The sequence below is a fragment of the Actinoplanes sp. NPDC021490 genome, from assembly GCF_055562135.1.
This window is the reverse complement of record NZ_JBVHFW010000009.1, coordinates 142,551-155,180: the sequence shown is the minus strand read 5'-3', so window position 1 is coordinate 155,180 and position 12,630 is coordinate 142,551. Positions and strand designations below refer to the sequence as shown.

Annotated in this window: 9 protein-coding genes and 1 pseudogene; 5 read left to right on the top strand and 5 right to left on the bottom strand. The window is 70.8% G+C overall.

Annotation, left to right across the window (positions count from 1 at the left end; all coding sequences use genetic code 11):
- Positions 1 to 94: 94 nt before the first annotated feature.
- Positions 95 to 1,126: an NAD(P)/FAD-dependent oxidoreductase gene (locus ACZ3I4_RS23930; protein WP_465384223.1), complete on the bottom strand. Its 1,032-nt coding sequence runs from the start codon at positions 1,124 to 1,126 to the stop codon at positions 95 to 97.
- A 191-nt stretch (positions 1,127 to 1,317) separates the two neighbouring features.
- Here ACZ3I4_RS23930 and ACZ3I4_RS23925 point away from each other — a divergent pair, with 191 nt between their 5' ends.
- Both ACZ3I4_RS23925 and ACZ3I4_RS23920 read left to right on the top strand, forming a co-directional pair.
- Entirely contained in the window at positions 1,318 to 2,286 is a 969-nt protein-coding gene (locus ACZ3I4_RS23925; RefSeq protein ID WP_465384222.1) for an acetylxylan esterase, read from the top strand.
- On the top strand, positions 2,286 to 3,725 hold the full coding sequence (locus ACZ3I4_RS23920) for a glycoside hydrolase family 43 protein (RefSeq protein WP_465384221.1): 1,440 nt from the start codon (positions 2,286 to 2,288) through the stop codon (positions 3,723 to 3,725). Before ACZ3I4_RS23925 ends, ACZ3I4_RS23920 begins: the two co-directional genes overlap by 1 nt.
- A gap of 174 nt (positions 3,726 to 3,899) precedes the next feature.
- On the opposite strand, the pseudogene ACZ3I4_RS23915 reads toward ACZ3I4_RS23920, so the two are convergent.
- A pseudogene (locus ACZ3I4_RS23915) lies at positions 3,900 to 4,679 on the bottom strand (methyltransferase); the annotation flags it as partial.
- A 283-nt stretch (positions 4,680 to 4,962) separates the two neighbouring features.
- On the opposite strand from ACZ3I4_RS23915, the gene ACZ3I4_RS23910 reads away from it, so the two are divergent.
- From ACZ3I4_RS23910 to ACZ3I4_RS23900, 3 genes are all read left to right on the top strand, one after another.
- The gene (locus ACZ3I4_RS23910) at positions 4,963 to 5,787 is read left to right on the top strand and encodes a GNAT family N-acetyltransferase (RefSeq protein ID WP_465384220.1); all 825 of its coding nucleotides are present in this window, start codon (positions 4,963 to 4,965) and stop codon (positions 5,785 to 5,787) included.
- A 90-nt stretch (positions 5,788 to 5,877) separates the two neighbouring features.
- Complete coding sequence (locus ACZ3I4_RS23905) at positions 5,878 to 6,489, top strand: DUF7019 family protein (protein ID WP_465384219.1); 612 nt, start codon at positions 5,878 to 5,880, stop codon at positions 6,487 to 6,489.
- Between the two features lie 70 nt (positions 6,490 to 6,559).
- Positions 6,560 to 6,973: a CBS domain-containing protein gene (locus tag ACZ3I4_RS23900; RefSeq protein WP_465384218.1), complete on the top strand. Its 414-nt coding sequence runs from the start codon at positions 6,560 to 6,562 to the stop codon at positions 6,971 to 6,973.
- A gap of 59 nt (positions 6,974 to 7,032) precedes the next feature.
- Here the strand turns inward: ACZ3I4_RS23900 and ACZ3I4_RS23895 are convergent, their stop codons facing one another.
- Genes ACZ3I4_RS23895 through ACZ3I4_RS23885 form a run of 3 tightly spaced genes read right to left on the bottom strand, consistent with a single transcriptional unit; the run spans position 7,033 to position 12,592 of the window.
- Positions 7,033 to 10,200: a CHAT domain-containing protein gene (locus tag ACZ3I4_RS23895; RefSeq protein ID WP_465384217.1), complete on the bottom strand. Its 3,168-nt coding sequence runs from the start codon at positions 10,198 to 10,200 to the stop codon at positions 7,033 to 7,035.
- Entirely contained in the window at positions 10,197 to 11,066 is an 870-nt protein-coding gene (locus ACZ3I4_RS23890; RefSeq protein ID WP_465384216.1) for a hypothetical protein, read from the bottom strand. Before ACZ3I4_RS23890 ends, ACZ3I4_RS23895 begins: the two co-directional genes overlap by 4 nt.
- A 23-nt stretch (positions 11,067 to 11,089) precedes the next feature.
- Positions 11,090 to 12,592: an Hsp70 family protein gene (locus ACZ3I4_RS23885; protein WP_465384215.1), complete on the bottom strand. Its 1,503-nt coding sequence runs from the start codon at positions 12,590 to 12,592 to the stop codon at positions 11,090 to 11,092.
- Between the last annotated feature and the right edge of the window lie 38 nt (positions 12,593 to 12,630).

Here is a 12,630-nt window from a genome sequence, read left to right as displayed (position 1 = left end):
CAACGGGGTCGACGGCTGCAGCGACGGCCCGACCTCGACTGTTCGCCGGCTGCCGGGACGGCCTCGCGTCGGCAACAGGACAGCTCGGCGTCAGCTATCGGGACGGCCCGGCATTGGCCGGGGTGGTGCCGTCGGCGCACGCTTCGGCGAGCATGCTTCCGAGCAGCGGAGCGAATTTGAACAGATTTTCCCCGTACGTCGCCAGGACCGCCCCCCGGCGCAGGAAGTGCAAGCCGTCGCTCAGCTCGGGGTGGTGCGTGCAGTAGAGCCGGCCCACGACCTGCGGCTCGATCGCCGGCAGTTCCCGGGTCACGTAGTCGATGACCGCCTCGCGGGAGTTCCGTTCCGCCGCCTCCGCCCCGAGTTCCCAGGCCACCGCGGCGTGGTCGATGTCGGCTCCGATCGCCCACGTTCCGGGCGCGGCCATGTGCTGGTAGCTGGTCCCGTTGATCCAGCACGGCATCGCCTCGGGCGCTCCGGGCCGCACCGGAAAGCTGAACCGCACGTGATGCTCGAGCTCGGCCGGAACGTCCAGGCCCAGCCCCGCGGTCAGGGCCGCCGATCCGGCTCCCGCGCAGATCACGGCCGCGTCGTACGAGTCCGCCTCCGCCGCCCCGGACCAGACCCGCACCCGGCCGGAGGATTCTTCGATGCCGTCGACGGCGGCCCGGCGGAGGCGTTCGCCCACCGAGTCCACCAGGAAGTCCCGGACTTGGTCGACCCGGATCGCGCCGCCCGCCGGGTCCACCAGCGCCGGTCCGTCGAGCCGGCCGACCGGCAGCCGCAGCCGCTCCGGACGCTCGTCGACCACGTCGTGCGGAACGCCGGCCGCGGCCATGGCGGCGGACCACCCCTCGACCGCCTCGCCGGTGATCACGGTGCCCTCGTCGCCGATCAGTGGCCCGCCCGCCCGTTCGCTCCACCCCGCGAACAGCCGGCGCGACCCGGCGGCCAGCTCGACCATGTCGGGGTAGGCGTGCGCGTACCGGAAGATCCGCGTCTCACCGGCCGACCGCTCGGCCATCGGCTCGCCCCGCTCGTAACACGTCACGTCGATCCCGCGTTCGGCCAGCGCCAGCGTCGCCGACAGCCCGACGACCCCACCTCCCACCACAGCCACCCTCATGGCCGCACGCTAACGACCCCGCCCGCCGGCCGCAACGCGAAGACGCCCGCCCGCCGCGACGCAAAGGACGCCCCGCGCTGTCCAATCCACCCCACCGCTAAGACGACCGCCACACCCCGAAGGGCGCCGCCCCGCCGCCGGCCATGTCAGGATCGAGCGTGGTGACCATGATCGAAGAAGGAAGGCCCGTCTTGCTTACCGACCTCTCCCGGGACCAGCTCGCCACCTACCGCAGCAGCCAGACCGCGCCCGACGGATTCGACGACTTCTGGGCCGGGACCCTCGCCGAGGCGGCCAAGCATGACATCGACGTGCGCCTGCGCGAGGTGACGACCAACCTCAAGACCGTTTCCACGTACGACGTCACGTTCCGGGGCTTCGCGGGCCAGGATGTCCGGGCCTGGCTGCGGGTGCCCGCCGGCGCCACCGGTCCGCTGCCCGCGGTGGTGCAGTATGTCGGGTACGGCGGCGGCCGCGGGCATGCGCTGGAGAACCTGCTGTGGGCCTCGGCCGGGTTCGCACACCTGCAGATGGACACGCGCGGGCAGGGTTCCGGCTGGAGTCTCGGCGTCACACCCGACGAGGCGCCCTCGCAACCGCAGGTGCCGGGCGTGATGACCCGCGGCATCCTCGACCCGGCCACCTACTACTACCGGCGCATGTTCACCGACGCCGTACGCGCCGTCGACGCCGCCCGCAGCCTCGACGTGGTCGACAACGCCCGGGTCGCGGTGCTCGGCGGCAGCCAGGGCGGGGGCAACGCGCTCGCGGTCGCGGGGCTGCGCTCCGACCTGGCCGCGGTGGTCGCCTTCGTGCCGTTCCTGTCCGACTTCCCGCGCGCGCTGCAGGTCACCGAGTCGTACCCGTACCGGGAAATCATCGATTATCTGGTCGTGCACCGCACCGAGGTCGAGGAGGTGCGCCGCACGCTGGCGTTCTTCGACGGCGTGAACTTCGCCTCCCGCGCGACGGCCCCGGCCCTGTTCTCGGCCGCGCTGCGCGACACCGTCTGCCCGCCGTCCACCGTTTTCGGGGCCTTCCACGAGTACGGGGGTGACAAGGAGATCGAGGTCTGGGAGTTCAACGGCCACGAGGGCGGCGCGATCCTCGACGAGGAGCGCGCCCTGCAGTTCCTGCGCGACCGGCTCGGCGCCGTCTGATGGGTGAGCCGATCCTGCCGGGCTTCCACCCCGATCCCAGCGTCTGCCGGGTGGGGGAGGACTACTACCTGGTCTGCTCCAGTTTCGAATACTTCCCGGGCCTGCCCCTGTTCCACAGCCGCGACCTGGTGCACTGGCGGCAGATCGGCAACGTCCTCGACCGCCCGCCCCAGCTGCCGCTGCCCGCGGACACCGAGGCGTCCGGCGGCATCTACGCCCCGGCCATCCGCCACCACGACGGCCGCTTCTGGATCATCACGACCAACACGTCCGGCGGCGGCAACTTCATCGTCTCGGCCGAGCGGCCCGAGGGCCCGTGGAGCGACCCGGTCTGGGTCGACCTGCCTGGCATCGACCCCGACCTGGCCTGGGACGACGACGGCAACTGCTGGTGCGCGGTCTCCGGCACCCGGATCGCGCGCATCGACCCGGTCACCGGCCAGGTGCTCGAGGGTCCCTTCCCGGCGTGGGCGGGCACCGGCCTGCAATATCCGGAGGCGCCGCATCTCTACCGCATCGGCGAGTGGTGGTACCTGATGATCGCCGAGGGTGGCACCGAGCGCGGGCACACCGTGGCCATCGCCCGGGCGCGCTCGCCCCGGGGCCCGTTCGAGCCGGCCCCCGGCAACCCGATCGTGACGCACCGCAGCACCGATCGGCCCATCCAGAGCACCGGACATGCCGATCTCGTACGGGATCCCGCCGGCGACTGGTGGATGGTGCTGCTGGCCACGCGTCCCCGCGGCAAGACGCCCGCCTTTCACGTGCTCGGCCGCGAGTCGTTCCTGGCCCGGGTGGACTGGGTCGACGGCTGGCCCCGGGTCGGCGAGGTCGGGACGCCCGGTGGCCCGGCCCCGGCCGCCGTGCGCGACGACTTCGACACCGAGGTCCTGGCCCCGCAGTGGATCTCGCCGCGGTGGCGGCCGGACGACTCGTGGTCGCTCACCGACCGGCCGGGCTGGCTGACCCTGCACGCCACCGGTGACACGCTCGACCGGCCCGGCTGCACGTTCGTGGGCCGGCGGCAGCAGCACCATGACATGCGTGTCACGGCCCGGCTCGACCCCGGTACGGCGTGCGCCGGTCTCTCCGTACGCCTGGACGAGGCCCACCACTACGACCTGGAAGTCACCGGTGGACAGGCCCGGGTGATCGCCCGCATCGGCCCGTTGCGCCAGGTCGTGGCCGAGCAGCCGGTGCCGCCCGGCCCGATCGACCTGGTCGTCGAGACCCGCACCGCCGAGACGCTGCAGGCGCCGGACATGATCGCCTTCCGGGTCGCCGGCGGACCACCGATGGCCGAACTGGACGGCCGCTATCTGTCGACCGAGGTGGCCACCGGGTTCACCGGCCGGGTGATCGGCCTCTATGTCACCCGTGACACGGCCGCCTTCGACTGGTACGCCGTCGAACCGCTCAGTCCGGCACGGCCTCGATGACCCCCGACGGCGGGGGCAGGGCGGTGAGGCCGGTGAAACGCCAGCCGGTGTCACCCAGCCAGCCGCCACCTCGTCCACCTGATAGAGGTCGCCGCCGCTGATGACCAGGAACTCCCCGGCGCCGAACCGGGCCGACGGATGCGGCGCCAGCTCGGCCCGCCACCAGTCGACCAGCAGCAGGGTGGCGTCCGGCGGGGCGACCGCGCGCAACCGCCGGAACAGTTCGGTGATCCGGTCCGGCGGCAGCAGGTGCACGAGGTTGGCCACCAGAATGACGTCGTGTCCTTCGGGCAGCGCCGACTCGAACACGTCGGCCCCCACCGTGGTCAGCCGCTCGTGGCCCTCGACGGCGCCGGCCACCTCGGGCAGGTCGACCAGCGTCGCCTGCAGATTCCCGTACGTGGCCAGGATCGGCTTGACGAAGGTGCCGTAGCCGCCGCCGACGTCGAGCAGCCTCCGGTGCCGGGAGAAGTCGTACGTGCGGGCCAGGTCGGCCGCCGTCTCGGCGGTGACCAGGGCAACCGTCGACTCGTACGCCTCGGTCTGGTCCTTGTCGAGCACCGGCCAAACCCCTTCCCGGGTCCGGAACGCCCGCACCGCATCGGTCCAGGCCGGATAGCTCACCGTTTCCCAGTAGCGGGCCATGGTCCGCAGATCGGCCGGCCCGCGCCCGCTCAGGAATGCCTCGGCGTCCAGAGCGTTGCGGAACCCGCCGCCGTCCCGGACGAGCAGCCCCGAGTCGGCCAGCAGATCGGCGATGGCCCGCGCGCTGCGTTCCGGGATCCCGCACCGGTCGGCCAGCTGCGCCGGGGTCGCCGGTTCCGGCCCGGCCGCCTCGAAGATCCCGAACTCCACGGCCGCGAACACCGTCTTGGAAAGCATGAAACCGCAGTACAGGTCGATGATCCGGGCCGGGCCGGGCGGCCCTCCGGGCGCCTCGAACACTCGTGACATCGCCAACTCCTCCCCGTGGCCAACGTCCACAGTGTTCTCTCCCGTGGGCCCGGTGGATGTGCCAAAGTCCGTTGCCAGGGATGGATCACGGTGGCAATCTGCTGGGGTTCACGCAGTCCGCGTGGCGCTCTGCATGAGGGAATGACGCCTGTGTTCTCAGTGCGCCCATTGGCCGCCTGAGAGATCCGCACTGCCACCGGTCGACCGGAGGCCGGATCGTCCGTTGCGCGGCCCGACGTCTCTTCGTCCGCGAACGTCTCTTCTCATGCTCAGAGGTTTCCTCGTGAACTTGGATGCTCGTATCCAGCTGTCCGTCGTCGCCAACCTGTCCGCCCGGCCCGCCGCGGCCGAGTCCGGGCCGTTCGTCCTCGGCCTCGATCCCGGCACGGACAGCCCGCACATCAACTACGCCACGCCGCGTCCCGGCGCCTCCGTGACCGAAGCCGACGTCACCGCCCTGGTGGCGGCGTTCCGGGACGCCGGTCGCCGGCCGCGCCTGGAATACGTCGTCAACTGCGCACCCGGTCTCGAAGCCCTGCTCACGGCGGCCGGCTTCCACGTCGAAGAACGGCACGGCTACCTGGTCAGCACGACCGCGACGCTCGCGATGCCACCCACCCCGGACGGCTTTCACCTGCAGGAGCCGGTGTCGGACCAGCAACGCGCGGCCATGGTGGCCGCGCAGAACGAGGCCTTCGGCGGCCAGCCGACGGCCTCCGAGGCGGACGTCGACCGGCTCCGGCGCCTGCAGACCCGCGGCGGGGTGGCGGTCATGGCCGTCTCCGGCGAAGGCAACGGCGAAAGCGACTGCGACGGCAAAGGCGACGGCAAAGTTGACGGCGACGGCGACGGCGACGGCACCTGCGCCGGAGGTGGCACGGCCGTGACCCCGTACGAGGGAGTCAGCGAGGTGGCGGGCATCGCCGTTCGCCCGGCCCACCGCCGCCGGGGCCTCGCCGGAGCGATCACCGCGGCCGTCACCGGCCGTCTGTTCGCCGCGGGCGCGGACGTCGCCTGGCTGGAAGCGTCCGGGGACGACTCCTGGCGGGTCTACGAACGGATCGGCTACCGCCCGGCCGGCCGCCGCCTCTACATGGCGATGGACTGAGCCGAGGCCCGGGCGCCGACCACGGTCGACGCCCGGGCCGGGCCGGTCGACACGGGATGGGATACTCGAGGCCGCCGTCGAGGGGGATCGATGTCGTTCCGGTACTTCGTGTACATCAGCGATGCCAAGGTCGAGATGCTGCTGCAGCAGATCGAGCCGGGCGCCCTGCGCAAGCACACGACCGAGGTCGGTCTCGGGCTCCAGTTCCTGACGGCCAAGCGCGGCGGCGAGACGCTGGCGGGCGCCGAACGCACGGCCCGGCTCGAGCGGGTCGTGCGTTATCTCGAAGACTTCGGCGACCTCGGCACGGTCGAGGCGCCGGGCCAGTTCTTCTGGGGGCTGATGCCGCTGCGCTGGGGGCCGACCGTGGGCGCCGACGGCTTCCCGATGGTCTACTTCGGCGGTCGCATCGGCCGCACCGTGCTCGGCCTCGGCGGGTCCCGCGCCCACGTCTTCGGGGCGCCGCCCGGCCCCGAGCAGCAGGTGCTCCCGGTCGGCCGGTCGATGCTGCCGTCGCTGCTCGAGGGGATCAGCCACGTCGACGCGACGGAGGCGCCCGAGGCCGTACGCGCGGCGACCGGGGCCCTGCGCGGGCCGGCGCAGAACATGGAGTTCATCGCCAAACGCCTGATGGACGAGCCGGGCCCGGAAGGCGAGCGGGTGCTGCTCGGCTCGCCGCTCTATGTAGCGCTTGTGGACTGACCGGCCCGCCCGGGTTGGTTCCGGTCACGCGGGGTACCCGACTGGTAGCCAGCAGAAGGGGAGAACCATCATGACCACCGCTCGCGAGATCATGACACCGGATGCGACCTGCGTCGGCGAGAACGAGTCCCTGGCCGACGCCGCGCGCAAGATGAACGACCTGAATGTCGGGTCCCTGCCGATCTGCGGGGCCGACGACCGGCTCAAGGGCATGCTCACCGACCGCGACATCGTCACGCGCGCGATCGCTCAGGGCCGCGACCCGCGGGAGGTCACCGCGGGCGAACTGGCCCAGGGCAAGCCGGTGACCATCGGCGCCGACGACGACACCACCGAGATCCTGCGGACCATGGCCGAGCACAAGGTCCGCCGCCTGCCGGTGATCGACGGGCACAAGCTCGTCGGCATCGTTGCGGTCGCGGATGTGGCCCGGGCCCTGCCCGACCGCCCCGTCGGCGACCTGATCGACGCGATCAGCTCCTGACCGACCGCCGACCGATGAGCAGGCGACCTGCTCATCGGTCGCTGGCCGCCGGAAGAAAGCTACGGTCCCACGTGGACGAACTGGGCCCACGTGGTGGGATGATCCGGATGGCGCTGCCGTGTCTTGATCACCGCCTCGTGCAGCGCCCGCGCCGAGCCCTCGGCGGCGTCCGGCGGCAGGCCGTCGTAGAAGTCGCGGACCAGCCGTAACACCACTCGGTCACGCACCGTCCACAGCGTGGCGATCACATGCCGATACCCGGCCGCTTGGAAGGCGCCGGCCAGGGTCAGCGACTCGTCGGCGAGCCCGGGATCGCCCACCGCGGTCTCGCACGCCGACAGGAACACGAGCTCGCCGCCGGTCGCGCCGGCCCGGGCCACGTCTCCTACCCCCAGTAACGAACCCTCGCCCAGCACCAATGTCCATTCCGGCATCACCCCCGGCTGCGGGGCGGCGTGACAGGCCAGATGCAACCAGCTGGATGTCCGTACGAGCCGCAACGCCTCGGCCGGTTCCGGATAGCGGCTGACGCCCGCGCCCGGGAAGTGCTCGGCGACCACGGTGGCTTCGTCGTCCGCGGCGGGCAACCGGGGCAGGCCGGGAACGTCCGGCGCGACCACCACGTTCGTCACCGGCTGGGCACCCGGCTTGGTCTCCGCGGCCAGCAGGCGCAGGCTGGGAACGTACGAGCTGACGAACCGGGCCATCACCGACGACCGCCCGTCCTCCGACATCGCCGCGTGCAGCGGCAGCGCGCTCAGCGGACCGGTCGGCATCCACCACAGACGATCCGACACGTTCCCGGGCAGCGCCTTCAGAACCGGGTCGGCCACCGTACGCCACAGCCACGGCAGCAGCTCGCGCAGATGTTCGTCGCGAGGTTCCCGTACGGCCTCGGCATGCTCCTCGGCCTCGTCGGAGTCGAGGCCGGGCAGCGGCACGGCGGTGATCCGATCCCCGTTGACCAGCAGAGCGTCGCACCGGAACCGGCTGACGTTGACCACCACGACGGTTCCGGCCGGCGCCGCCGCACGCAGTTCCTCCTGGTCGGGTGGCAGCATGAACCGCCGGAAGCCGCGCCGGCGGCGGATCTCTCCCAGCAGCGCCTCCCACCGCGCGGCCGCCCCCACATCCGGGGCGTTCCCGTTCAGCGCCGCCCGGGCCTCCTCGAGCTGGGCGAACAGACGCGGGTGCCGCTCCCGCAGGCGCGCGGCGCCCTGGTGGTACGACAGATCGCGGCTGAGCAGCAGGGTCCGTCCCTGCTCCAGCGCGGCGAGGGCATCCGCCGTGGTGTCCGTGCGGCTGCGCTCGCCGTGCTCGAGCAGCACCGCCGCCGTGTCCGAGGCGATCGTCCCCATCTTGAGCAGCGCGTTCTTCTGCGCCGACCGGTCCAGCGACAGCGGGATGGTCGCCGGCAGCAGGTCCAGCGCCGCCCGGAATCCGGCCACCGCCCCGCCCCAGTCGTCATCGAGCGCGCTGTAGGTTCCCCAGGCTGCCGCCGCCTCCACCCGCTTGCCGGCCGGGATGGTCGTGGCCGCGGCGCCCTCCTGGAAGAGCCGCACCGCCGGCAAGAGCCGCCCCGATGTCCTGGCCTGCGCCGCGAGCGACCGGCCCAGATCGATGCCGATCAGCGCGCGGCGCGGGTCGCCGGCCGGCGCCAGCCGGTGCGCCTGCCGCAGCAGAGCCACGGACCGGGCCAGATCGTCAGCGCCACCATCGCGCAAGTGCCGCAGCCGCAGCACGTTGCCGAGGGTCTGCAGCCGGGTCGGCCGGGCCTGATCATCCCCGGACGTCAGCTCGACCGCCTCGGTGGCGTAGCGGACGGCGAGGTCGACCGCCCCCGGGGTGTGGCCGGCGAGCATGGCCAGGTTGGTCAGCAGGTTGGCTCGCAGCGGCGACTCCCGCGGCACCCGGGACAGCAGGTCGTCGAGGACCTCCCGGGCGCGGGCCAGGGACTCCCGGTCCCCAGCGGCGAAGAACTGCTCCGCCCGCGCATAGGCCGCCGCCGCGGCGGCCGGCAGGTGCTGGAAGTGGCCCTCGGCGAGCTGGCCGGCCGCCTCCCGTACCAGCTTCTGCGCCTCCAGCAAGGCAGCCGTGTCGCCGTGCAGCCGGTTCCGCGTCTGCAGCGCTCCGGCCAGGTTGGTAGCCACGTGGGGACGCCCGGGATGGCCGGGGGCAAGCACGGCCAGCGCGCGCCGGCCCCAATCGATCGCCTCGTCGAGGCTTGTCCCGGTCGGACGGAGGTCATGCCGCCGGCGCAGAACCTCGATCAGGTTGCCCACGGCGGGCGGCCAGTCGATGGAGTCCGGCTCGACGGCCGCCAGCATGGTCCGCAGCGCGCCGGCCGCCTCGTCCAGCAGCTCCGGCCGCCCGTCGTGCAGCGCGACGAGGGCGAGGTTCACCGCGAAACCATCGGCCGGCCGGCTGGCGGCGACAGCGATCCGGGCGGCGTCGACGGCGTCCGCCAGAAGGGCCGGCGTACTCCGTTCGTAGTGCCGCAGCGCCAGCACCTCGGCGTGCAGGGCGTGCACCGAGGCGTAGTGGAAATGGTCCGGGGCAAGCTCGGAGCGCAGGCCGGCGAGCAACTCGGACGCCTGCCCCAGCGCCTCGAGGTCCCTGACCGCCTGGTAGGTGGCCAGCAGGATCCGTGCGTAGGTGAGGCGTAGTTCGGCCGGAGGCGACCCCAGCGCGATCGCGGCCTCCGTAAGCTCGCGTGCCCGCAGCAGCGCGGCCGGGTCGTTGTCCACGCGGTGCCGCATGAGCCGGCCCACGGCCCGCGACTCCAGGACGAGCTGCCGCCGTGCGACATCCTCGTCGTCGAGCATGTCGAGCGCTTTCCCGTACGCCGTGTCGGCGTCCTCGAGGTCACCGGCGGACCAGACGAGCATGAAGCGCTGAACCCGCAGATCCGCCCCGAACAGCACGTTCGCCGGGCTGGGGTCCCGCACCCGGCCGACCGCGGCAATCGCCCCGTCGAGGTCCGCCCGCGCGCGTCCCGCCTCGAACCGCAGGGACATGATCTGGGCGAACTGCATCAGCAGCTGATCCTGAAGCGGCCCGCTCGCCAGTTCCGCCGCCATGAGAACCTGAGCCGCCTGGGCCCGCGCGGGCGGCGTCCCGGTGCGTTCCGCCTCCCTGATCGCGTCCGCGCCCAGCCGCGCCGCCGATTCGACGGCCCGTTCATCGAGGCGCTGCAGCAGCCGCCCGAACGGCCCCTTTCCGCTCATTCCTCGGCCTGATGGCTGACGGTTTTCTCGTCGCGCAAATGCGAATCGGTCTTGGTTCGCTTCGACCGCTGCCGAACAACGGTGTCATTGGAATGCCGGCCGTCGGACTGATCGGGTACGCGCTCGGTGAAGACATACTGCTTGCTATAGATCTTGTCGCCCACGCGATAACCGGGCCCGGCCACCATAGTCACCACGCCGGTCTTGTCGGCGCCGTACCAGAGCTGCTGATACACCTCGTCGGCGGGCTTGCCGGTCTCGCATTCGAGCATCCAGTCGTGGCCGTGCCGAGTGGCCGCCGCATGCCCCTTGAGGTTGGCCGCCTCGGTGCGTAGGCGCCCGAAATCGGCGGGGTTGATCGGAACATGAGCCTTTCGCAACTCACTCACCAGTTGCTCGTCTGTATGGACTTCGAAGACCCGGTCGAAAAGGACGCGGGTCAGGTGACACATGACCTCTGCCTGCTCGCGGTCGGTGCGCCCCAGGTCCGTGGCTACCAGGTACATCCGCTGCTGGATGAAGTCGTCCAGCCAGGGCACGATCTCTTGATGCTTCAAGTGGTCGGCGGACACCAGGTCGGTGCGCTGCCGGGTCATTTGCTTGCCCAAGTTGTCGAGACGCTGTTCGTGCCGGGCGAGCAGATGCTCCAGACCGGTCCGCCGGCGCGTCGTTTCGGACAGAGCCGGATCGGTGAGCACTTCGAGCACATGGTCCCGGAATGCCCGGTACTCCTTGGTCGCCGCATCGAGTTGACTACGGAGATCGTCAATGTCCGACCTCAGTTGATCGATCTCGTTCTTTGCGTCTTTGGCGCCAGGCGCCAGCAAAATGAGGGCGTCCCAGAATTTCATTTCCTGTTCCGTCACTTTCGATCCGTTCGCGAGGTTGATCAATAGGAGGAGTCGAATCGCAGCGCACAGTTCATCTGTTCACCGGTGTGCTCGTTGACGGCTTCGACCTCGATCTCGGCGTTGCCGAAGCGGAACATGACCCGGACGCTGCGCTGCTCGACGGGCAGCCTCATGGCGTCGCCGAGCTCGATGGTGAGGCTGCCGATCGACTCGACCCCAGAATCATCGATGTAGACCGGATCCCGAGGTTCCGTCCGATAGAAGACGAAGCTGACACTGGTTTGATCCGGCTCGAACGGGGCGAACGAATGGTTGACCGTGTCGTGCAGCTCGGCCGAATCGCCGTTACGGATGAAGACGTGGAACCGGCCGCGGCAATAGGCGGTCCCCTTGTGGTCGAGGATTCGTTTCGACTGTGAATCCACACCGGGACGGAAAGGCAACGCCACGTTGCAGCCATACGTGTACCGGGCGAGTCGTGACCGGATCACCGACGGGTCGTAGCAGTAGTGGGTCGCCCCGAGAAGTACGGCGCCCGCGGTATCGCCCGGGACCATCAGCGTCGCACCGGCACCGAAATGCTTCTGTAGCCGGAGCTGAAGGTACGGTGACCCGGACAGCCCGCCCACCAGTAGCAGCCGCTCCGGCGTCGCAGCCGGGCCGTCCGTGCGCCGGACTTCCTGAATCTGGTCCTCGACCAGCTCGATGATGCTGATCACCACGGAGTCGAACAGGCGTCGGCACTCTTCGGGCTGCACGGCGACCTTGTGTGAACCGCCGGGCATGCCGGCCAGTCGCTGCTTGACTTCGTCGCTGAGCAGATCCTTGATCTCGCCGGGAATCGTCACCACGACGGGCCGCTCGAACACCGGCTCTCCGTCAGGTCCGATGCTGGACCCGGCTCTGACCTTGTAGTTCTCCCAGGCGTCGACCATCTCGCCGAGCGCATGAGGAAATTCTTCGCGGATTCGATCAATGACTTCCTGCCCGCCGAATCGATCGGCCAGCACCTCGTCGATGAAAAACTGATTGATGTATTCGGAGCCGAGCTTCCCGCCGGCGGCACGGGCGATCTGGGCCAGCCGTGGCCGGTTGTCGGCGCCGGCCCGGTTGACGCGGTAAGACGTGATGTCGACGGTGCCGCCGCCGCAGTCCACCACCGTGAATCGCTGGTTGTCGGCGGTGATGTCGACGTCGTTCTGCGTGCCCAGCACCCGGGTCAGATGAATCAGGCAGTGCAGCGCGGCCGCCTCGGGCTCGATCGCCAGCAGGAGGCGGTCCGGGTCCTTGGGCAGACCGGCTTCCTCGGCCGCGTCGCGCATCAGCTGCTTTTCCTGCTCGTCCCAGATGGCCGGAACCGTGATACACCAGCGCACCTGGTCATCGAGGTAGCCGCTGCCACCGATCGACTCCATCGCGATGCCGTACATGTACCGCAGGTAGGCGACGACCAGCGGGTAGGCCTCCCGTGGCGATCCGATCGCGCGGGCGCCGAGGCCGGGCGGTGTCATGCCCTGATAGGAGTCGGGCTTGAGCGCCATCTTGAAGCCGCTGACGTACGTGTACTCGTCGTGCGCTC